Below are 23,463 nucleotides of genomic sequence, written 5' to 3' on the forward strand. Positions count from 1 at the left end.
CCGGTTTTTTGTTAACCATTTTAACGGGATTGATTGCTTACTGCCTTAAAGAGAAAAAGCCATCACTGAAAATTTTCTACTCAGAAGAAGATATTTCAGCAATAGCTTAAGCGGAATTGGGGTTAATTATGTTCCTAACACAACACACTAATCTTTTAGCCAATTTTTAGTTTCATTTATTAGTTATAGTTGCCATCCATCATGTAATTAAATAATCTATGCATAGTCGCCTCAGTTACAGAATCCAGCCGCCGCCTTACGAATGCTGGTCCGTCCGGCCCCATAGTATTGGGGAATCTGTTTCTCAGATAACCTGTTGTCCATACCTCAAAATCCTTGTCAAATCTGAATTGCGCCCATCTAGCGGACATAACCTCCATATCCTCTGCTTCAATATGAGTTCTACTGGCAAAATGCCTATCAAAAGTATAGCGATTTAAATTGATCTCAGTAATAGGAGTATTATCTAGAGCAGTTATTATAGTATTGCGCTCGAGAAATGGCGCGTATAAATCTTTATAGATATCGGTTGTAATATTTACATGTGCAACATGACTAATATTATTTCCAAGGTCAAAAGTTGCGCTATTATTAAGTAATAGTGTAGCTCTTGGTCCTCCTACTACGTCAAATCTCAATGTATCTCTCATATAGTCTGTCATGTTTCGCCCTATCAACGCTTGATTCCCAACAGTAGCATTAAGTTGCAGAGTAGATATTCCGCTCCCCGGTGGAGATTCAACTTCTCTAATGAATCCTTGATTTTGATATCTATCAAAAGCGTTACGCGCATTATTTGCTGGTATCCCCAGCCCGTACAACCCATCTCTTACCCTTGGATCCCCAAGCTGTCTTCCACTCAATCCCTCACTAAAACTGTTATCTACACGAGTTACCACTTTCCGAACACCTTGCACAATACCGGCAACACCACCAACCAGACTAAGTATCCCTAATCCCATGGAGACCCAGCCCAGAGCGGCAGAAGCATGAGGATTACTGTCTTCAGTAGCCGAACTAGCAATCCCTGTTGCATCAGCAGCAAGTCCGACTCCGGTTATTACTGTCCCTAAGCCCAGTGATGCCCCCAACGATGGGATAGCCGTTATAATCCCAAAAAGTAACCCAATAGTGCCAAAAATTAATCCAAAAATATCGCCCACGCTCATATGCCCGCTGGGGTCAGTTCGGTTAATGGGATCACCCAGACAATAAGCATAACTATTGATACCCCCTGCACCAAATGGGCTTAGGCTGTCCGGTGCTGTAAAACGCATCAGCACCGGGTTATAAGCCCGATAGCCATTCCCTAGGTGATAATCACCACCTATCGGATCAAGCCGCTCACCATTATAGGCAGGAAGATCTGCATGACGTTCATCTTCTGCCTGCTGACCATAAGGAGAATAACGATAACGAGTTTGCGTACCATCACCCTTGTTGCTCACCAGCACACTACTATGCCCATCCACGCCCAGTAGGTGTGTCTCCCCGTCGATAACCGTTGCAACCATTTCCCCCTGTGAGCGAAGCAACCGCTTCACAATATTGCCTTCCCGCTGAATTTCAGCTACACGGGCCTGACCAATATAATACAATTCATGGGTTTTATCGGCTCCTGCCCGTTGCAGTACCAGACGATTACCCGCGTCATAGTGATACTGGCTGACAGCGCCATTTAAACGCACTGAGGCCAGACGGCCTAACGTGTCATAGGTTAAATGACGGCTGCCTTCCCCCTGAATCAGGTGTCCGGCTTTGTCATACATCAGAGAGATAGTGAGGGGATAACCGGGGTGAGTATGGGTAATACGGATCAGTTGACAGGGATCGACCAAGCTATAAGTAAACGTGGCCGTATCGCTGCTGCCATCATCATGGGTGGTCATACAGGTCAGGATATTGCCTAAGACATCATAGGTAAAACGCTGTTCGGCAATAGGGAATCCGTAAGCATCGCGGGGACGTTCTGCGCCGGAGCAGCGATATTCCGTTAACCAATTTCGGGCCGGATCATAGGCATAGCTTTCCTGTCGTAACATCCCCGATTGAAGTGAGTGCGTTGTGCGAGTCAGGACCTGCCCGTTAACATTGAACTGCTGCTTAAGGGTCAGTGTATCGGTTTCCGTCTGGATTTGGCGATGTATCTCACGCCCGAAGTCATCAAACCGTAAAGCTGTCGTGAGTTTCTGATTATTCTGCCGGTCATTAACAACCCAGCTATTCACACGACTGGCGGCATCATACTGGATATCTATCCCTATATCAGGATCAGTGACAGCGCTGGGGCGGCCATATTTATCAAAGGCCATAGAGCGGGTTTTTCCGGTGATATCACAGTATCCCGTCATCCGACCGTTGGGAGAATAGGTGTATTCCGTTTTCCGCACAGTGCCCGCATCCACATCGTCAAAACGGAAGGTTTCCGCCTGTAACTGACCGGAAGCGGTATAACTGAAACCATGGGTGAATTCATGCGAAGCCGAAGATTGGGTCATCACACCTGTTGTAGCATCATATTGAAAGTCCTGTTGTATCTCACCAGCCTCCACTTTCGCCAAGACATTGCCAAGCAACGGTTCATATTGATGCTTCACCGTCTGTCCTGTAGGACTGGTGATTATCTCAGGAACAGGCGCTGTGCCCTGGTAGGTGGCGCTATAAGTGCGGCCACCAATTATGGTTAAAGTATTCCGATGCAGGCTATCGTAATCACGGGTACCCAGAACATGTGAATCCACCGCAATTTGGGTCAATAAACTGCCCGTGCTAAAAGGCGCATAAGATTTTCGCACCACCGTACCGTCAGGCTGCTTGATGGCTTTAATCCGCGAAAAGGCATCATACATGTACTCGGTCTTTTGCCCTAATGCATCAATGCTCGCCCGCAAGCGCCCTAAACCATCGTAATGGTGAGATTGCTGGCTATACTGCTTGCCTTGACTGTCATACTGCGTGATGGTGACAGGATGGTGGCGTTTATCATACTGCACAATACTGCTGCTAAAATTGAGTCCTTTTGCCTGTATCGTTTTTTTCAGGGTGCGGGTCACTGGATCATAATCCTGATGAATACGTTCGCCCGAGTCCTGAATAACCCGATAAGCATGACCCCAGTCATCATATTCAGTGTGCTGACTGACTGACACCTTGGTTACACTTTCTGGATCACTGCTCATCGGTAGCCAATCATAGTGCGTTTTGTGAATAACCCGCCCCCAGCTGTCATGCTCAATTTCAGAGACAAGCTGCCAACCCTGAGCTTCTTTTCCTTTCTCCAGTATTTCCTGCTGATAGGCGCGCCCTAACCCATCCAACCGGGTACGGCTCTGGTTTCCCCACACATCCGTTTGAATGGCCGTCACCGAACCCGACTTTTCAATATCATAAATATAATTAATTTCCTGAGCATACGGCGTCTTTACATTACTAATATGTTTCAGAATGCGCCCGATGCCATCATAGTGATAACTCGCCGTATTTCCATGAGCATCAGCCTGATGCCATAGCTTGCCACTAAAGCGTGATTTTTTATGTTGCGTCGTAATACTGAGTTGGTCTTGTTTATAGTTATGTCCTTTCCATGTCACACTTTTTATCAGGGCTTCCTTTTGCACGGTATAACTTATTGACTGAGAGGTGCACCATACCTTCCCTTCAGCACCTTGTGCGTCATCCTGCGAGGTATGCACTTTCTCATCAATATGCTGAACACGCCCATGTTCCGGGGAAGTGACATCATTAACATAGTCTTGGTGGATTTCATGCAGTAACTGATCTGCGCTGTACCATGCCTGATGCACTCCTACCACAGCATATTTCGCCGGAGCCCCTGAGCGTGTTGGCAATGTGGCATATTTATACTTTACTGTATGACTAGGAGCATCGTCATAAGCTCCAGCAGGGACTGACTGACCGGGGGTGATTTTTTTAGATTTGACAAAGCACACAAAACCATAAGGTGAAGCCGGGCAAGCCCCCTTTTCCCCCTCGGCGGGGTAATATTCCCAGTCTGTGCGAGTGCCATCTTCAGCAATCTGCATGATGGGGTTTCCCGCTACGTCAAACCGTGTCTGCACGGTCTCCGTCACTTTATCATTGAAGCTGACTGTGGCCGATTTTGGCAACTGAAACTGGGAGGGTTGCTTATCAAACGGGCCAATTTTTGCATAATAATCGGTCTGATGGGTCCGTTTACACTGCCCTTGCTGTGTGGTTTCCGAAATCAGCAAATGGTAATTGTTATAACTCCGTGTGATACTTCGTAGAGTCGAACCTTCTCCAGTACTTTCAGTCGAACCATACTGGTAATCTGCTAGCACACCGTAGAGGTAGTCGTCATCACTGTTCCAATCCCCCTGCCCTCCATAACCGAGAAAATTCGTATTGGTATATTGGTAAGTCCGTACAATATCGGCTCCCTGTCCGGCCGATTGAGTATATCTGACTACATAAGGAAGAGTGGGTAAATTAGCCGCCTGAGGAAACTGATGACCATCCGGATCATAATGAACCCATTCTTTTGACCCTGTCGGCGAAGATACTTGAATTAAGAAGTGGTTATTATCGTCATATTGCATTTCCCATTTCAATATGGAACTACCCGCGTGATTTTCAACACTGGCTACATAATCATTCTCAAAGACTAATCGAATATCATAAGACTCAGACATTGTTGGCCAGACAGTAATACGCGTATAATCATCCGGCTCATAGTGAATTTTTAAGAGAATGTGTTCTTCATCAGCGATTGAAATAAGGCGCGGAACAGAACCAAAATCATAACTCCAGTTAAATTTTAAAGTATAACCGAGAGGATTAATAATTTTTTTAGTCACCTTAATATTAGAAACGTCCTCTGGCCCAGTTAATATTTCAACCATACCGGATTTATGGATCACACGATAAACATTCTTAGCGTTATCTTTTTCAACACGAACAGCATTCTGTTTATATTGTTGCAAAAAGACCTTATCATCCGTTTCGTCTACTTTATAGCGTTCGCCAGTTGAAAGCATTAATAATCGATTTATAGTATCATACTGCGTGAAAGCCTGTACAAAACCAATACCAAAACCAATATTCTCAGTATTTAACGGGTTATACATGAGTGAAATAGACTGTTCTGGCCCAAGATGATTATTACCAACAAGATGTGCCACTGGCATTAAATAATTAAACAATCCGGTCCGTGGATCAACTCGGCCAGCTGCTGCACTTTGAAAATTGTGGGCATGTAAAAAAAAAGAATCCTGCATAGTAATACCTCTATTAAATTTTATTATATGTTAACTGGGTTGTTTTCTATTTAATATCAATGTATAAGTATGATTATTTAATAAAAATGACAACAAAAACAAATCTATCACATATTTCCCTTATAACAATAGCATTCCACCTCTTTAAATTTAGAGTAAAACAAACAATATTTAGCACATTAAAAATAAGATTTAAACCAATAAAAAAATATAAAAAATAATTAATTACACTATAAGTGAAATTAATTAAATCCATGATAAATTATTACAAAAACCATTTATTAACCCATTATTTTATTAAAAAGCAGGAGTTAAAAATGAAATCAAAAAAACAAAAAAATGACCAAGAATCAAACATTAAAGGATTAAATAAATTCCAAATTTATTTAACTTCCGGGAATAAAGAAGATAGCGTGTATGCCAATGGAAAAATGCAAATTGGTATCAGGATTTTGATTAGAGCAGTAAATGATAGTGACAAACAAGTCATACTATCTGATGAACAGCTGGAGAGTATTAAATTAATTAATTATTCTACTGGTAAGGAATTATCAAATGGATGGATATACAATGATAGAGAAAATAAATACAATCACGTATTTCCTAACCAGTCATCTCAAGAGATATTTTATTCATTACATGAAGAAAACAAAGATGATATTTTCCAGCATAAAATTTATTGGGTCACAACAAGTCATGTTGAGGAAATGCAAATCGGTGCACAGATTAAACTGAATGGTAAAACGTATAATACTCTGGCAGGTACATCTTTCGATTCAAGAGTTATTGTTATTGGTTATCAACCAATTACTTATAACTCTGATGATCTCATTATTGAAAAGCCGGAGCATATTACATCGGGTAAATATAAATTTAACGTAGTTCGTTACATTCCAAACATAGAGACATTGAGTAATGATAATTATTATTACAAATGGTCTCAGACAAATTATTATATAAAATCTAAAAATGGATTTAAAATCAAAGATGCTTATGTCTGGAAGACGGTTAATAATGATGAACCAAGCAATATGGAATTCCGTAGATTTAGTTACCTTGTTAATCAAGATAATCTCTATCTTTTCTTTATTTGGGGTACATATCAAGAAAAAAACAAACTTGTTGGGCATCCTGATATCAGTAAAAGTGTTACTGATACTCCCCATGACTTTTATCCTTCTGCAGTTACGTTATCTACAGGATCACCACAAGTACATTTAGATATCTTAAATCCTCATTCTGATGTGGTGAGTATTACTAAATTATATTTCGAGTCTCCACAAGAATATTTCTGGGAAACAGAAAAATCTAAATCTGACAAACCAAATTTTTACTTCCATGATGTTTATGGAAACAGATCCGGCCATATGCGTGTAATCATAAATAAAGATAATCAATCTTTTTATCTACAAGATGCAGACAATGACTGAGTAATAATTTAATTTAAATACAACCGCCGAGTTATCGGCGGTTGGTTAATATACTAGAGCTAACTATTATTGGCTGATTATCGATTACAAATAGCGTGAGGTGGACAATCATGACACGTCCACGGATGGTTCTCGTCACAGCCACTAATACCCAGTCCGCCATGATGCCCATCGGGATCATCACCTCCGGAGTCTGTAGACGGAGGAGCTTATTTCTCCTTAACTTCTATTGTAATAACGTGAGATTCATTAACAAGATTATTAAAACAATTTTTAAAATCGCATGTAGCGGTAATTTCCATATCACATCCAGTTATATGAGGAGCGTTAGTTGCTGTAATATCTTTTGTTTCAATAACATTACGCCACCACGCATTCCCATCATACTGTTTAAGCAACCTAATATTACACATTTTACTAGAAGAATCACTTTTTATCTTCCAAGTAATATATTTATCTTCACCGGCACAATTACCAGTATCATCATATTTTATGCCTTCTAATTTAAGATCTTTTGATTTCATATGAACAGATGTAAACGATGAATCTATGCAATGTTTATCTATAGCTTCAATATCCAGTGGACCATAGTCACCACCATTTAAAAATGTTAGAAGAACTCCATTGGATGAAAAATTGCTAATAGGCTTAGCTCCTTGCTCCTGATTATTTTTCCCATCAGGTATAACATTACCTATTTCTGCTTTTACTCCATTAGAAACGAAAATTATCATAATAAAAAACATTACAAATGATTTCACTTTATTTAATATCATATACACCCCCAAATATAGGATAAATACATTATAAACAACCAAATAAAAACAACCTCCATAGAAAATTAAAAGAGCATTATATAAAAATCACATAGCGTAAAAATAAAGTGTATTTATTATAATAAATAAAATCATTTGGTTAATTTACATTAGAAAATGTAAAAATCATCTTTGATAAATTTAACTGTTATGTGAAAATATATTCTGCGCAAATAAAAACATCACTCACGCGCTATACTATTTAAAGATGCTATCAGCAAAAAAGAATTCTGAACATTAATTATATAGAATGAAAAATTATATTGTGATTCTATATTTTATTGCATGATTACTTTTCTTTATTCTATAAATAAATAGATACCCTACCCAGTCAAATAAGGTAAGGTAAGGTATATTTTCCGTTCGTTTTTACTTACTTGAATTTATTGACTACCACAGGAGTCATCAAGATATTTCCATAATCTCAATTCTATTACCAAACGGGTCATAAACATGAAAGCGATTAAACCCTTCAATGGGTATATCATCCTGACATGTGTACCCGGCATCAGTACACAATCTCCGTAACTGATTCAGGTTATCAACCAGAAAAGCAGGGTGTGCTTTAGTTCCGGGATAAAAATCTTCCTGCACGCCTAAATGAACCTGAACTTCACCACTGATAAACCAACAACCGCCGCGTTTAGCCAAGTTTGCCGGCTTTTGTATCTCAGCCAATCCGAGAATATCGATATAAAATTTACGGGCTGTCTCTTCTTCTCCTTTAGGCATCGCGAGCTGAACATGGTCTATCTTTAATAAAGTCATGATAAGTTCTCCTGAAAGATAGCGGCTATATACTAATAGGTTTCTAGTTTCCTCGTAACGACAAGTGTGATAATTGGCAATAACAAACTCAATAACCATCGACTTTATTCGGTTGTTGTTGAGTACTTGATCATATTATTTGTAATATAAAGATTAATGTTTATTAATATGAAACCTTTTAAATCACCTTCAACAAATATCACTTTGTTATCATAACCATGCTAAAAATTAATGAGAAATAATAATAAAATAACACTATAATTTACATGTAACTATTTTTATAGTAACGACAAATCATAGTGCTTTTTATTTGTAATTTATATTTTTTGCTATAATAAAAGGAACAAAGATAAACCCTTCCATCTGATAAGTTAATGGGAAATCAAAAAAACAAAAAATTAACACAGATATATCTATAACTCCCTATTAATTAAATAAAAACAGTTAAAGTCACTCTGTAAAAACATCTGACTTCATCAATGATGTAATTTTATTTTCATCATCATAATTATATAGAGGTTTTTATGAAAAAAAATAAAAAAACAGTAAATTTTGATTACACAGATAATAAAAAAATTACATGGGAACCTACGACATGGATGAAAAACATCGATGACAAAAAGTCCACTGCTTTATTATCCATTCCAGGAACTCACGAATCATGTGCAACTTATTCACCAGACGGAGATATATTAGGAGTAATTATTTGTCAGAAAAGTACTGTGGAACAACAACTACAGGATGGGATAAGATTTCTGGATATAAGATGCAGAGCTATTGATGGTGTATTTACAATTCATCATGAAATGGTTTATCAGCAAATAAATTTTGGTGACGTTTTAATTGAATGTATTAATTTCTTATCATCACACCCTTCAGAAACTATTTTCATGCGGGTGAAACAGGAATACTCCACAGTCAGCGATAAAGATTTTATTGCTATTTTTAATGATCATTATGGAAAATTCCATCCATACATGTATCTGGATTCAGATATTCCATCCTTGGGACAGGTCAGAGGAAAAATCGTTATTATCTCAAATGTCTCAGGATTACCGGGGATTCTTTGGAATATATTTAAAATACAAGATGATTATGATGCAAAGGGTGCATTTGAAAAATGGGAAGCTATCTCTGAGCACTTCCGTTTAACTCTCGAAAATTACTCCAATGGTGGTAAAGATTTTTTTATTAATTTTTTAAGTATTCAAGGGAATCCTCTTCATTGGACAATAAAAAAGATGGCTTATATTATGAATGGTTCTTTTATTAAGATGTTACAGGAAGGAGACGACGTATCTGGACTTGGCATTGGAATCATACCGATGGATTTTCCCAATTTAACAGGTAATGTTATTAGTGTGATAATCGATAGTAATTTTAAAAAAACATGAATAGTATTAATAAATTGGAACACAATGACGCCAGTATATCAATTACTGGCGTTTATTATTATCAGATTGTCGCTTTAAGTTCAGTATGAGTTAAATAAATTGTAAACGTAAAACGTCAATAGCCTCTAATCTTCAGTTTCCATTCTTAAATATTTAAAAGGAAACCATATCTGCCGGATTAAATGTACTCATGACTCCCAGAGCACCCTTAATCAACGGAATAACCACCGGGGAGAAATAGGAACCCAATGGAATGCTCGTGTGGTCAATGCTGGTCAGCATGTTAAAATCCCGATTGCGGCCAGTGAAATCGTCACTGATTGCTTTACCAATGCGTACCGTCTGCGCTACACCATGACCACTCCAGCCATGTACCATGTATACAGGGGTGTTATCATCGCTTTTACGGGCATCAGCCGCACCATTCAGGGTCAGGTCACTGATCCCGCCCCAAGAATATTCCAGCTCGGGTTTCTCCAGCTGCGGAAACACAGTTCTGATACGATCGAGCAAATAGTTGTTTACATCACGGGATGACCAGGAGTTACCCGTGCCCTGCCCACCAAACAGCAAGCGGTTGTTGCGCACCGAACGATAATAATCTATCTGTAACTGTGTATCATAAACCGGGAGATCTGATGGGAGTAATTCTTTGATAGGTATCGGCAACGGAGAAGTGACCGCCACATAGGTGAAAAAAGGCACAGTAGTAGAAGAACCGGAGATAAACTCTCCCGTAGAGGCATGAACCCCAAGCACCACGGCTTTACTCGCCCTGATAGTTCCCTGACTGGTTTCAATAACCGCACCACGCTCTTCCTGCCTGATACCGGTCACTTTTGTGTTGTCATATATTCGCCCTCCAAGCCCGGCAAAACCATATGCCAGACCCCGTAATAACGCGAGGGGCTGAACCTGTCCGCTGATACTGTCGATATTGGCACCATGATAAATATCCGAACGCACATACTCTTCTTGTAATTCGTATGGGCCAATAACCTTCACCATTTTATCGCCCAATCGACGACGTGCATCGGCATTAGCCACTAATGGCCCCATGTGACCCGGATGGATCGCCGCCGTAATATGGCCATATTTACGGTCACATTCAAAACTGTAACGTGAACGAAGTTCATCCACGAGATCCATTGCTTCAACCGATGTAAATTGCCATAAGCGTCTGGCTTCTTCAGGTGAAAATTTTTCCAGTATAGTTTCAGCTGACCAGCGGGCAATTCCGGGCGTCATCTGCCCCCCGTTACGTCCGGAAGCTCCTGAGCCAATATTATCTTTTTCAACCAGAATGACATCCACACCAGCCTCAGCCAGATGTAACGCCGTGGAAACACCCAGCAATCCGCCACCAATAACAACAACCTCACAGCTTTGATCACCGGGAAGGCTGCCAAAAGCTGGCCAGTCAGCCAGAGAAGCCTCATAGTAGTTAGCTGGCATGTCGATAGCAGCTATGTCTCTGTGCCAGTTCCAGATGCGGGGATCCAGCCCCAGACGGCTAGGTCTGGCCTGTGCATCCTGTAATAGCTTTGGCCGGAGTTGTTCAATACCGGCGGCCAGAGTACCAACTTTGGTTAATTCTCCGGCAAGTAAAGACGTCGAGGGAAATAGGGAAGAAAGCACGCCCGCACCTGCAAGCGTTGCTGTATTAGAAATAAAATCTCTTCTGTTCATTGTCATTTTAGCGCTCCTGTATGACCTGAAATCACCCGTTAACCTGATCCGGGGTATTTTCTTGTGAGTGAATCCAGCTCTCTGAGCCGTATTTATTGCTACCCGCCGATCCTTTCAAAGTGGCGAGAATCAATAAAATAACAGTGCCAACAAACGGGATAAGATGTAAAAGTAGCCACCAGCCACTACAGTTGATATCGTGCAATCGACGTGCACCTACTGCCAGCGCTGGCAAAAATGTGAGTAGTAGATAAATGGAGCTGAACCAGCCCATATAGATTTCGGGATTAGCAACAGCAAATAATCTTTCCAGATAAGAAATGATAAGAATTGCCAGAATCTGAAACAAAATGAAATACCAAAACTCCTTACGCTGTGCTCTCCCTCTGAAGCAGGCATAATTCTTTAATACGTTTAAATACCAATGCATTATTCTCCTCTCTTATAAATCTTCTGGTTCCACCTGACCTCCATGTATGTTTATGTTTTTGCAATTTACTATGTTGTTCCCACGCCGGGCGATTACACGAAATTAGATTTCTGCCCGAATGATATTTCAGTATCCATATTTTCTTTATATTCAGGCAGATAATGGTAATTCGGGTAATCATCTTCTGTGCCATCCGGTAACAGGTAAGACTGTTTCCCTTATACAACGCGGTCAATATTGTACACTAAATGGCAATAATTTCATTGAAAACAATTCCTTTGCGTTACAAAAATACTATTCAAGGCACTCATCCAGCCTGAATTGTGAGTCTCCGCTTGTGCGGCAGAGGTTCGATTCGGGTAATCCGCTCAAGCAGGATATATACACTTCGTCTTTCAGGTTGCCTCTTTATTGTCTGCGCTCGCTAACCCCAGTCATCGTTTTTATAAACATACGGTTATCTATGCTTCCGGGGATTACTGAGAGGCTCCTTCCTCTCACCGTTCAGCAAGCAAGGCTGAGAGTAACGCTAAAAAATGCCGTAACGATGTAATGCTTGCTCATCCTCCGGTACCGGAGTGATAGCATCCCAAAGCTCAGCGACTTTACCATTCTCAACACGCCACAATTCAAAGTAGCTATGACGTTCCCCGGCGATACTTCCTTCTGAATGAGTCAGAACAAACTGACCGTCAGCAACGGTGCGGTGGATTTTTGTATAATGCAGCCCTTTTCCTTCATCTTTCAGTTGCTGAAGAAATGCAATAACCGCTGCCGCACCATCAGATATATCCGGGCTATGCTGACGGAATGCCTCACCATTGGTGTAGGTCATAAATTCACCATAGTCTCCTTCAATCAGAGCACGTCTGAAGAAATTCACCACCAACTTACGATTTTTTTCCCTGTCATGGTTGTCGCCCGCTTCAGTCGGGCCATCTAACTGAGTCCGACCGCTGGCATTAGGTGCAGCCTGTGGCACTAAACCGTCCCAGTGCTCCACGATTAAGCCATCAACAACCCGATACAAATCGAAGCCAACCAACGGCTGAGTATCTAACCCCGTAAAACGGCCGTGGATAGCGACCAGATCACCATCCTGTAATACGCGGTGGGCTTCGTGGTGAAGCTGAGGATGTGTCTGAACCAGTTCACGCAGGCCGACAAGCCCATCTCTGACTAGCGGGGAATGTTCGATGAAATTCGGCGAAAAATAACGTTCAAGTGCTTCTACATCATGGTCAGTAAACAGCTCGCGGTGGGCACGTGCTACTAAATCACGTGAAGATATAACCTGATTTATAGCCTGATTCATTATGGATACTCCCGCATTAATCGTTGGAACTCATCACGTGTTTGATACGCGTATATTCATCGAAACCATAAGCCGACAGATCTTTACCGTATCCGGAGTGCTTAAAACCGCCGTGTGGAGCTTCTGCTGTAAGAGGGATATGGGCGTTGATCCAGACCGTGCCAAAATCAAGCTCACGGGACAGGCGCAATGTTCGAGCATGGTCACGGGTCCAGACACTGGAGGCTAACCCGTATTTCACGTCGTTGGCTTTTTCAATCGCTTCTTCTTCTGTTTTGAATTTCTGTACCGTGATAACCGGACCAAAAATTTCGGTCTGAATCATTTCATCGTGCTGCTCCAGACCGGTGATTACCGTAGGTTCAAAGTAATATCCCGGACGTTCAGCCTGACGCCCGCCTGTTTCGATACGGGCATAAGCAGGCCGACGTGCAATAAATCCCTTAACCTGTTCCAGCTGGCGAATATTGTTAAGTGGCCCATATAGCGCTTCTTCATCTTCAGGATCGCCAAATCGGGTTGCTTTAGCTGCCGCGACTAATTTCGTCACGAAGGTATCGTAAACAGATTCATGCACCAACACGCGCGAAGCGGCTGTGCAGTCCTGACCGGCGTTGAAGTACCCCGCAATAGCAATGGTTTCCACCACTTTGTCCATATCCGCATCGGCAAAAACAATGACCGGAGCTTTACCACCCAATTCCAGATGTGATCTGGTGAGATTGGCTGCTGCCGAAGAAGCGACCTGCAAACCAGCCCGCACAGAGCCTGTGATGGAAACCATAGCCGGGGTTTTGTGTGAAACAACCAGAGCGCCTGCGCTGGCATTGCCCAGTACTACGTTGAACGTACCGGCAGGAAAGAACGGTGCAGCCAGTTCAGCCAGCAATAAAGTGCTCTCCGGCGTAGTATCACTCGGCTTAAGTACAATAGTATTGCCAGCGGCCAGAGCAGGTGCAATCTTCCATGCTGCCATCATTAATGGGTAATTCCATGGAGTAACCTGCCCCACTACACCCAGCGGCTCGCGTCGGATACTACTGGTCATACCGGAAAGATATTCCGCTGTTGCCTTACCTTCCAAAAAGCGGGCTGCACCAGCGAAAAAACGGATATGATCAGCCGAAGTTGCCACTTCCTCAGAGGCAATCAGATGTTTGAGCTGCCCGGTATTGCGGCTTTGCACCTCAACCAGACGTTCAGCGTTTTTTTCTACCGAGTCAGCCAGTGCTAACAGTGCTTTCTGGCGCTCAGAAGGGGTACTCCGGCCCCATACTTTAAATGCCGCTTTAGCAGATGCATAAGCATTATTAACATCTTCAGCATTCGCATTAGGAGAACGTGCATAAGATTCACCCGTGACCGGGCTGATCAAATCAAAATATTCAGAGCCTTTAGATTCAATATACTGTCCATTAATAAAATGCCTGAGAGTGGCTATCGACATGCTTATCTCCTGATAGGGTTAATGTATAAAATATAACCTATGAATTAATATATTTAATGGTTATGCCGCAGTCAAATATGTATAAAAAATGTAAAAACATGTGGGCCATTAGATACATACGTGTAACTTTCAGGCATTTCCGGCAGGAAAATTATGCAAATCTGTGAGAAGGATCGTAGATTTTAGGCATGTTGAGGTGGGTGTAGCTGAACCAATAACTGGGTACAGCTTAAAAGTCGTGGTGAGACACTTAAATAACTTTAATTATCGATTGTTTTTTGAGCTACGTTTGTTCGTGGGACTTCTTTATACTAACGGAAATAGGAAAATAGCCTATTTGCTATTATTCATTGTCATTTCAGTTCTCTATTAGTGATGAAGTAATAAGAATTCTTATTTTAAATATTTTCATCAAAAAAGGGGGCGATATGAACGTCTTATGTAATATAAATTTTGATGGACTTATCTTTGATAAGCCAACTCTGACCAACCTATTTGATCGGAGAACATCAAAATGCACCCTACTTACTATCTGAATGCCCGTGTAAAGGGCAAAATTCACGCTGCAAGACTAATCATGCAGCCTGAACAAACTCGTCAGATGAGTTGCCATGCTGGAACTTATGTTCCTGGCTGTATTTCTACGGGCTACCAGCCGCTCGTCGCAGATAAAACACTCTCTTGCCAGCTCCGAATATTTATTCTTACCTTTTTTATTCCAAGAATACAGGAGGCTTATTATCATGAATAATCATGAAGTTATTATGAGCCATGCTCCTATAAACCCTCAATTATATCCCTGGATAGTTCGAATAATCATCAGATATACAGAAGAGGAATCCCATCAAAGAGTCCGTGGAGTGGCAACCGGTATAGCCATCAGTCCCCATATAGTTTTGACAGCTTTACATGTATACCCAGATAACGACGATCCTAATGAAGATCTGTCCATTAGAATATATTGGCGTCGAAATTATCTTGGAAGACCAGCTAATCCTGACTACGGTATCAGTATCGAGTATGACAATTTTATAGAGGAAGGGAGGGACGGTGATATCATAGCACTACGCTTAAGTACCCCCCTTCACTTAACGTCATATGCACCGTTAGGTCTATTCTATCGGCTGCCTATCTCCCCTGATGGTAACATTGCACCAGTTGAAATCATGGGGTTTGGCTTTGGGGCCGGCTCAGGTGATCGACGCGCGAATACTGTGATTCCACCCGATACCTTTCACGGGTTCCGGGCTACTCTGGACAGAGTCCAACCTAATGTGCTTAGAGGAGGACGTGAAGTGTGGGCAGCCTTCGGGCCTGGAACGGGATCATCTACGTATGGAGACTCGGGTGGACCTATAATGTTTAATGATCCGCAACGAGGCCCTGTAGTTATTGGGCTCATCTCTGGGGGAGAGCCGCCAGGATCGAGCACACCGACACACATCTACTTTACTCCTTTAGAAGATAACATTGCTCTTATTGAATATCTTCAGTTGGAATCAGTATCGATAGGATACGCAATAATAATCGCCACTTTTTTCCTTAGCTGGAGGAGAGCTCACTTTCGATATGGAGGAGGGTCTGGAGGAAGCGGAAGATCCAGCATAGCCGATAGCTCAATATCAAATCCTGATTTATCCGGTTGGCGTGTGTTCTGGCAGGAGGTGAAGGACGGGACATCATGGTCGAGTGCGAAATACAAGGATATCCTTGATCCTCAGGCAGAAAAAGCGGAACTAAAAGTAGAACAGGGTGCATTATGGCGGGCAACGGTGTTGCCGTTGATTGGAGACCCACCCCAATTAGTGGGCAAGAATCACTTTCCAGCGGCTAACCTGCCGAGCAGTCTTGTAGGCTCGATTACAGATAAGTACACAATGCCCACTAACCTGAAAGTGATTGCTGCCAACAACGCAGGAAAAAACTCTGTTCACGCATCCTGGGATGAAGCTCTGGCGGCGTCGGGCATACCGGCAGCAGGGTATCGCGTATTCTTTCAGGGGAAAACGGCAAGCGGTGCGTGGTCATCGTGGTCACACTTGCCGGATACGGACAAGCGCGAAGCCATGTTTCAGGTGACCAGTGCCACGGATATAGGCCCGTGGCGAGTCGTCGTGTTACCACTGTATACATTACCCAACGTCACTGCTGTCGTGGGCGCCGATGAACACGGCAATCCGTTTGCAGCAGATGCAGACACACGCGGTGTGCAGATCGATAAACCAATACTATTCAGCCAGTTCCCAAAACCAGAAGAAACGCTCTATATCACCACTGGGACTATAGGTTCGGGCTCGGTGATAGCATTATTCAACCATGTGAACCCCGAAGAGAAGGAAGGTTCCCTGCAATGGGAGTGGGCGGATAGCGCGGACGGGACGTTTATACCCGGTGGCCGGTGGGTAGGAATGTCAGGGCAAAACAGTGTGCAGATGGTGTTCGGAACAAAGGATGATCCAGCAACCGAAAACAACTCAGGATGGTACCGCCTGCGGGCAACCAATAACCTGGGTGAAAACATAAGTCAGCCAGTACATGTGGTCATCAGCGAGCAGGTGTTACCACAATTGCTGGATCAGACGCCAGTCTCCTATGGAGAAGCGGTGGGGTATACCAACAGTGCCGGGGATGCGGAAATCGAGGTGTTATTTACCGCTTATCCGGCCCCGACCAATGCACAGGTAATGTGGGAAAAATTAGACCCGGCAACTCAAAAATACACTCCGAACATTAGCGACCGCTTATTCTCATTACCGCTTCAATCATACGGAAAAGAGAAAGAACATAAGTACATTGCCACTCTGGTCTTCGGGCAGGAAAAAACCTACCCGACTGAAGAGGATTCAGGCTGGTATATCGCTCATATCAAGACCACATTCGCCGACAAAAGTGAGCACGAAACCTATTCGCTTCCCGTCTTCGTCAGTATCGGCGCATCTGTCAACTGAGCTATGAAAACGAAGGAGTAAAACAATGAATAAAAATCGGACAATAGGAGTAAAAAACTCCGCAATACGAGACAACATGTCGACACTACTGCGAATTCTGGCAGGCGGGTTGATGGCCATAGTTCTGGGCTTCGGGTTGAATGCTACGCCTGCACATGCAGCCGGAACTTGGACGATGTTTATGACAAACTTTTCCGATAAGACTATCACTCTCCATCCTAGCAATTCTACGTGTATGTATAGTACAGGCGGAGAGCAGACGGTTCTGCCCAACGGGACAAATACCTTCACGTTTGAGGACTCGAACTCATTTTTTGGTGGTTGTTCATTGAGAGAAAAGTATATCGATTGGGAGGTAACGATCGAAGGCTTACCGGCGCCTACCGGATCCGGTCGCTTTAGTCTGCGCTGGGACCATGTGTATTACTGGTCTGGCGCAGAATGGCGTACACAGATAACAAGCCCTGATTCATCCTTAGGTATACCGGTAACGGGAGCGAATTGCACCGAAATGGAGGGATTCCCCGAACCTGAGTATAGTTGTTTGAATGTTTGGCAAAAGGCACCGAATAACGATGGAGGTAAAATTTGGCTCTACTTCAACTTCGTACATATCAACCAGCAAGGTGAAAACGCGACTTATATGTATGAAGACGAGGCAAAATTCAGCGGTATTGGCGACATCAGAAATACCATTACTTTACATCAAGGATCTCCTCATGGAAATCCACTCCCCGGCTGCGAGAACATATCCGTCAGTCAAAAGCAGGGGGGATACAATGGTAATTGGTCTTGCACTTCGAGTTCCCTTCCGTACGGCATAACTCAGATTGTTGCCGTTCAGAATGATGGTATCTCTTCGCACTCTTCAACACCATACACTATCCTTGCGGAGCTAAAGGTGCATTCCCCCAGAGATAACGAAATTATCTTCAAAACCCTTGGCCCCTATGAGATTAGAGGCCGGGCGACTCCCGGTGCGAAAATCGACGTGACACCTCGCGAGGGAGGAACTCCGGCAGGAGCATCCCCCTTTAGCTGCTCGGCAACTGCCGATGAATCGGGCGGTTGGTATTGCAAAAAGAAATTTCCCGCGCTCATTGATGGCACCTATCAGTGGGACGTCACACAAACTTTCAATGGGTATGGCAGTCAAATCAATACAAATACAGGATATTATCACCTGACTGTCGGAGAGCTTAAGGTTTCGATTGATCCGATTGGGGTGGATGGAGTTGTGCCTGACTGGGGTGAGTTCTTGCAGATCCATGGACTGGGAACCCCTCGCGATACCGTACACCTTCTTGTACAGAAGGACGGAGATTCTAAGACGATACTAAAATCTCACAACTGCAGAGAAAACTCAGCTCCCGATCAACCTGATATGCACCCCATTTCTGACACGAGTACCTGGGGATGCAACTATCCCATTCCCGAGGTAGGAACTACCTGGGACGTCACTGCTACACAATATCGCCCCCACGGAGAGGAAGTGCAGGAACCCGCAAAAACGTCTTTCAGCGTCAAAAATGCGGCTCCTCTATTAGTGCATAAACAAAAAGACTCAAACGACCGGAACGATAAGATAACCCTCTCTGGAACAGCAACTCCGGGTGCTACCGTCAAAGTTACCACTAAACAAGGGCCTCAGTGCCTGGTTAATGTGACAACAAACTCTTCAGGATTGCACATCCCTACGCCTTGGTCATGCACATTGGACAACGTTAATGCTGGAGGATTAGATTTCACGGCTGTCCAGATATACGGTTCTATCATCAGTGCTCCGATTACTGGTTCAACAAATGACCTATAATGTAGCGCCATTTTAGTGAACACAGAGATAGGCATAGTTACCGGCTGACTTCATCGTCAGCCGGTAACTTTCTTTACTGGAGCACACGATGATAATGATGAAACATGAAAGATCATTTTTAAAATGGAAGGGCGACTTTTAAAAAGAGTTGCGAGCCTGCCGGGCGATTAGTCACGATCAGGTCTTTTTGCCATTTCAGGGCCACCAGCAAACCTTTATCATTAGCGTAACGGACGGAAGGCCCCAAACCAAATGCGCTCGCTTTACCCTGTGCTGAATTGGGTCCGCTGTCATTTGTGACCTGCTGGAATGCATAACCACCAACCCCAGCGACCAAACCATTACCGAATCCCCAGCCCAGTGCATAATCTATATGAAAAGCCCGACCGGATGTTGTATTGGTCTTTTTATTTTTCAGATTAAAGTCATACATCACTTTTAAGTCAGTATTGTAACCGTAAGCCGGAAAGTAGCTTATCGCCCAGACAGGCTGAAATGCCCAGTGATTTTTCCCCGGGCTGGAAGGATCATGGCGATTATAGCTGCCTGTTGGTGCACTGATATCAAGACCGATAACATAACCTAAATCCGGAGCCGGATGATACCCAAGAGCCGGGCCAAAAGTGATATCCCCAATCCCTTTACTGTCGCTGCGTTTACCCCCTGCTTCTGCTGTCACACTCAGTAAAGGTACAATAGTATGATAGGCCAGTTGCCCTCCCATAATTTGTTGATCTGTGACCAGAACTAACCGGGGAGCAAGAACATTCACATTCACTTTAAAACCGGGAACAGGAAGCCGGGAACCGTTATTTCCCCTGAGTTGGTTATAGTGAATATTGCCACCATAAAGCAGTACATGAACACCCGGCGGAGGCAAAGCGCCTGACAGGTAATTATCTAACCCATCCGGATAGATACCAACACCGCCACCTTCTGTCGCCATAACAGAATGGCTTACAACTAAAGCACTCATAACGGAAATACTAAGTAGTGATAAAACGGTAAGCTGAGTCGCTCTCCGATACTTTATTATTCCAATGTTTATCAGTTTTGCTTTTATTGCCGTGTATATTTTTATCATGACGGATCCTCCGGTATGGGAAGTGAACAGATATCGTATATGAGGAATGAATGTGATCAGTGCCGCGCAAGCCTGCAAGCAACCAGATAGCCGGAGGTTCCTGCTAATCCGGGTCCGGGATGTGCTGATGCTCCAATATGAAAGACATTACGAATAAAAGTCTGATGTGCTTTCGTCCTTTTTGAAGACGCAAAGGGACGCAGCCAGAAAAATTGGTCAGGGGTACAAACTCCTGAATAGGGATCTCCCCCCACTAAATTACAGTTCAGTGTCTGTAAATCTGCCGGAGAATATGCCCTGCGGCCAACAATGGTGGATGAAAACCCCGGGATTACTCTCTCCAGACGAGCCTGTACGCGATCTGCGAACGCTTCACGAACAGCATCATTCCATTTGCCATCTTCGGAAATGGGGATTTCTCCCAGTGCATCCCCTTTCAGATGAGTGGGCAACTCCTGCATCTGGATCCATAAAATCCATCCACCTTCAGGAGCACGCCCCGGATCAAGCGCAACCGGTTGACCTATAGCTAATGTCGGGTGTTCCGGCAAATAACCATTATTAGCCTGTGTTACCGACAGACAAATTTCTTGCATACTTTCTGTTAAGTGAATAAGCGGCACATGGCATAATTTTGGCTCACTCCATGACGGAGGAGAATTCAGGGCAAAGTGAACCTGCATTCCACCACGCCCATAGCGATATCCCTGCGCATGTTGTTGAACTGTCTCAGGAACATTATCCAGTAAGTGACCATAAAGCTGTTGCGGAGTGACATTGCAGACCACGGCATCAGTAGCGTGATAAACCCTTTCCCCGGCGATGACACCAGAAGCACGGCACTTTCGCCCCCGCTGATGAGTGATAATATGATCAACATTGGTATGCGTGAGAAGCTGCCCCCCATGCTGTTCTATAATCCTTTTCAACGCTTCAACAATGCTGATACTTCCCCCTTTAACTACCGGCATTCCTCCCGATACCACCGCAGCAAAAGTGAGTTTTCCAATCAGGGCTGAACTGGCATCATCCGGCCCCAGACCGGTATGCAAGGCCCATGGCGCAATCAGGGAGCGGATGAAATCGGACTGCAATTCACGTTCAGACCAGCGCCGGAACGTTTCCAGTGAATGACCGGCAAATTCCACCAGCCCATCGATACCGCGTTTTCGCCATTCATTAAACAGTAACCGGAGTACGCTGAAACCATAAGGGTTTTGTCCCAGCAAGCTGAATACCAATTCAGCATCATCATGAAGAATTTGCTGCACCATGTAGCGAAATGCTTCTCCGTCTTTTCCTGCAATTTCATCAAGCTGCAATGCAGCAGGTAAAACGCCCCGCTTTAACGCAATTCCCCGACCATTCGGCTGAACCAGCCCAGTGGAATAATCACTTTGTATGAACTCTACACCCGCTTTTTCTAATTCCGGCTTCAGTACCTGATAAGCCGGGCTACTCAAAAATAGCGGATACCAGCAGGAGAGCACATCATGGATATAACCGGGGAAAAGTTCTTCTGTGCGGATACATCCCCCCAGCACCGCATTCCGTTCCAGTACCAGAACAGATTTTCCCCAGATGGACAGTAGCGCAGCACATACCAGTGAATTTATTCCACTGCCGATAATAATGACTTGTGGTTTAGAACTGTTCATAGGGGTGTTCCATCAGGCTGTTCAACCAGTGCCAGAACTCGCAACGGACTTCCCGAACCCCCTTCAATTTTAAGGGGAGCAGCAATAATAACGGTTCCGATTGGTGGTAATAAATCGAGGTTTTTCAGACATTGCAAACCGTATTTATTTGCTCCGTGCATCAGGGTGTGACAAGGATAAGCCACGGGCCATGAATAAGACTGCCCGGCATCAGTATTGATAGTTTCCACCCCAAAGCCCCGGATATTACGTTTATGGATAAGCCACTCTACTGTTTCCTGATCAGGCCCCGGTGTATGGGCTCCGTCATCACGCATATTGAGGAAGCCAGCGGGATCATCCGCCCGTTTTGACCAGTCAGTACGGAACAGCAGCCATGCTCCAGCAGGGATCTGCCTGTGTCGATTTTCCCATTCAAGCAGGAAGTCAATGGTCAGCAACCAATCGGGATTTTTTGCCACTTGTTGGCTGGCATCCACAACGACTGCGGGTGCCACAAAATTATGCAGCGGAATGCTATCAACGGTATTATCTGAATAATCTTTGCCGCTGACCCAATGCGCTGGAGCATCAAAGTGGGTGCCTGTATGCTCTCCACAACTGAAATTATTCCAATACCAGCCCGGCCCGTTTTCGTCGTAACAAGAAATACGCTCCATTTTGAATGACCAGACTTGCCCATATTGTTCAGGTAACTGTAAAGCCGGGAAATCAGGCGATAAAGTCTGTGTAAGATCAATCACCTTCACTCCCCCCTGATCCAACGCTGTGGTGAACATATTTAGCAGGCTTTTCATGCATCCTCTCCCAGATTGTTTCCCACATCATGCAACTCCGTAAACATACCGCAGTGAAAAACCAACGGCTTACCTTCGAGGCTGGCAATACGTTTCACCTGACCAATCATCAACAAATGATCACCGACATGGGTTTGCTGATGATTCGAGCAAACCAGAGTTGCTATTGCGCCACAAATTGCTGGGATCCCTTCCGGCGTCTCTTGTACAGGAATATCCTGAAACTTGTTTTCAACCCTCGGATTAGCAAACCGCAGAGCCAGTTCCTGATGGTCACAGCTAAGAATGCTAATCGTAAAATATTCACAGTTCTGGAATACAGCCAGATTGGGAGAGTGGTTGACCAGGCTCCAGAGTATCAGCGGTGGCTCCAGTGAAAGTGATGCAAAGGAATTGATGGTCAGACCTACATTACGCCCGTCAGCCGTTCGTGTCGCAACAATGGCAACACCGGTTGGGTAGCTCCCAAGAATGGTACGCAATGCCCTTGCCTCAAATTCGGTTATTCCCCATTCAGTACCGGGTAACATTGCTGCGCTGTTCTGGATATTCATGGTCATGTTGACTTTTTCCACACTGAAATTCTCCACACTAAAACCCTGCTTTTCAGGTAGCTT

The 23,463-nt window shown here is 43.7% G+C and carries 16 protein-coding genes and 1 pseudogene; 6 read left to right on the forward strand and 11 right to left on the reverse strand.

The annotated features are described in order from the left end of the window. Window positions 1-110: pseudogene (locus tag AACS92_RS13120) on the forward strand (IS982 family transposase); the annotation flags it as partial. 69 nt (window positions 111-179) lie between these two features. On the opposite strand, the gene AACS92_RS13125 reads toward AACS92_RS13120, so the two are convergent. Further along, window positions 180-5,258: an RHS repeat-associated core domain-containing protein gene (locus tag AACS92_RS13125; RefSeq protein WP_099111415.1), complete on the reverse strand. Its 5,079-nt coding sequence runs from the start codon at window positions 5,256-5,258 to the stop codon at window positions 180-182. Between the two features lie 317 nt (window positions 5,259-5,575). On the opposite strand from AACS92_RS13125, the gene AACS92_RS13130 reads away from it, so the two are divergent. Beyond that, a complete protein-coding gene (locus AACS92_RS13130) occupies window positions 5,576-6,688 on the forward strand; it encodes a hypothetical protein (RefSeq protein ID WP_099111416.1) in 1,113 nt (370 codons plus the stop codon). Between the two features lie 209 nt (window positions 6,689-6,897). Here the strand turns inward: AACS92_RS13130 and AACS92_RS13135 are convergent, their stop codons facing one another. Next, window positions 6,898-7,464, reverse strand: a complete 567-nt coding sequence (locus AACS92_RS13135; protein ID WP_099111417.1) for a hypothetical protein — start codon at window positions 7,462-7,464, stop codon at window positions 6,898-6,900. A 444-nt stretch (window positions 7,465-7,908) separates the two neighbouring features. Continuing rightward, the gene (locus AACS92_RS13140; protein WP_099111418.1) at window positions 7,909-8,271 is read right to left on the reverse strand and encodes a VOC family protein; all 363 of its coding nucleotides are present in this window, start codon (window positions 8,269-8,271) and stop codon (window positions 7,909-7,911) included. A 524-nt stretch (window positions 8,272-8,795) separates the two neighbouring features. Here AACS92_RS13140 and AACS92_RS13145 point away from each other — a divergent pair. After that, a complete protein-coding gene (locus tag AACS92_RS13145; protein WP_099111419.1) occupies window positions 8,796-9,665 on the forward strand; it encodes a phosphatidylinositol-specific phospholipase C in 870 nt (289 codons plus the stop codon). A gap of 153 nt (window positions 9,666-9,818) precedes the next feature. Here AACS92_RS13145 and AACS92_RS13150 read toward each other — a convergent pair whose 3' ends face one another. From AACS92_RS13150 to AACS92_RS13165, 4 genes are all read right to left on the reverse strand, one after another. Then, window positions 9,819-11,360: an NAD(P)/FAD-dependent oxidoreductase gene (locus tag AACS92_RS13150; RefSeq protein WP_099111420.1), complete on the reverse strand. Its 1,542-nt coding sequence runs from the start codon at window positions 11,358-11,360 to the stop codon at window positions 9,819-9,821. A 25-nt stretch (window positions 11,361-11,385) separates the two neighbouring features. Further along, window positions 11,386-11,784 carry a DUF805 domain-containing protein gene (locus AACS92_RS13155; RefSeq protein WP_099111421.1) on the reverse strand — a complete coding sequence of 133 codons (399 nt, stop codon included), beginning with the start codon at window positions 11,782-11,784 and terminating at the stop codon, window positions 11,386-11,388. Window positions 11,785-12,313: 529 nt separating this feature from the next. Continuing rightward, window positions 12,314-13,099 (reverse strand): nuclear transport factor 2 family protein, encoded by a 786-nt coding sequence (locus tag AACS92_RS13160; protein ID WP_193756982.1) that lies wholly within the window; start codon window positions 13,097-13,099, stop codon window positions 12,314-12,316. A 16-nt stretch (window positions 13,100-13,115) separates the two neighbouring features. After that, entirely contained in the window at window positions 13,116-14,540 is a 1,425-nt protein-coding gene (locus AACS92_RS13165; protein WP_206602259.1) for a gamma-aminobutyraldehyde dehydrogenase, read from the reverse strand. Between the two features lie 520 nt (window positions 14,541-15,060). On the opposite strand from AACS92_RS13165, the gene AACS92_RS13170 reads away from it, so the two are divergent. The 3 genes from AACS92_RS13170 to AACS92_RS13180 are packed head-to-tail and all read left to right on the forward strand — an operon-like array spanning window position 15,061 to window position 19,307. Continuing rightward, window positions 15,061-15,297: a hypothetical protein gene (locus AACS92_RS13170; protein WP_169926613.1), complete on the forward strand. Its 237-nt coding sequence runs from the start codon at window positions 15,061-15,063 to the stop codon at window positions 15,295-15,297. A gap of 13 nt (window positions 15,298-15,310) precedes the next feature. Beyond that, on the forward strand, window positions 15,311-17,494 hold the full coding sequence (locus AACS92_RS13175; protein ID WP_241538008.1) for a trypsin-like serine protease: 2,184 nt from the start codon (window positions 15,311-15,313) through the stop codon (window positions 17,492-17,494). A gap of 25 nt (window positions 17,495-17,519) precedes the next feature. Further along, window positions 17,520-19,307 (forward strand): hypothetical protein, encoded by a 1,788-nt coding sequence (locus tag AACS92_RS13180; protein ID WP_099111424.1) that lies wholly within the window; start codon window positions 17,520-17,522, stop codon window positions 19,305-19,307. A 118-nt stretch (window positions 19,308-19,425) separates the two neighbouring features. Here the strand turns inward: AACS92_RS13180 and AACS92_RS13185 are convergent, their stop codons facing one another. The 4 genes from AACS92_RS13185 to AACS92_RS13200 are packed head-to-tail and all read right to left on the reverse strand — an operon-like array spanning window position 19,426 to window position 23,421. After that, on the reverse strand, window positions 19,426-20,391 hold the full coding sequence (locus AACS92_RS13185) for a SphA family protein (protein WP_241538005.1): 966 nt from the start codon (window positions 20,389-20,391) through the stop codon (window positions 19,426-19,428). A 56-nt stretch (window positions 20,392-20,447) separates the two neighbouring features. Further along, window positions 20,448-22,049: a phytoene desaturase family protein gene (locus AACS92_RS13190; RefSeq protein WP_099111425.1), complete on the reverse strand. Its 1,602-nt coding sequence runs from the start codon at window positions 22,047-22,049 to the stop codon at window positions 20,448-20,450. Then, window positions 22,046-22,846, reverse strand: a complete 801-nt coding sequence (locus AACS92_RS13195) for a cyclase family protein (RefSeq protein WP_099111426.1) — start codon at window positions 22,844-22,846, stop codon at window positions 22,046-22,048. The genes AACS92_RS13190 and AACS92_RS13195 overlap by 4 nt, the downstream gene beginning before the upstream one ends. Next, entirely contained in the window at window positions 22,843-23,421 is a 579-nt protein-coding gene (locus AACS92_RS13200) for a flavin reductase family protein (RefSeq protein WP_241538006.1), read from the reverse strand. The genes AACS92_RS13195 and AACS92_RS13200 overlap by 4 nt, the downstream gene beginning before the upstream one ends. Window positions 23,422-23,463: the final 42 nt, after the last annotated feature.

Source organism: Xenorhabdus sp. KJ12.1, from assembly GCF_963876495.1.
In the GTDB taxonomy this organism is placed as follows: Bacteria; Pseudomonadota; Gammaproteobacteria; order Enterobacterales; family Enterobacteriaceae; genus Xenorhabdus; species Xenorhabdus stockiae.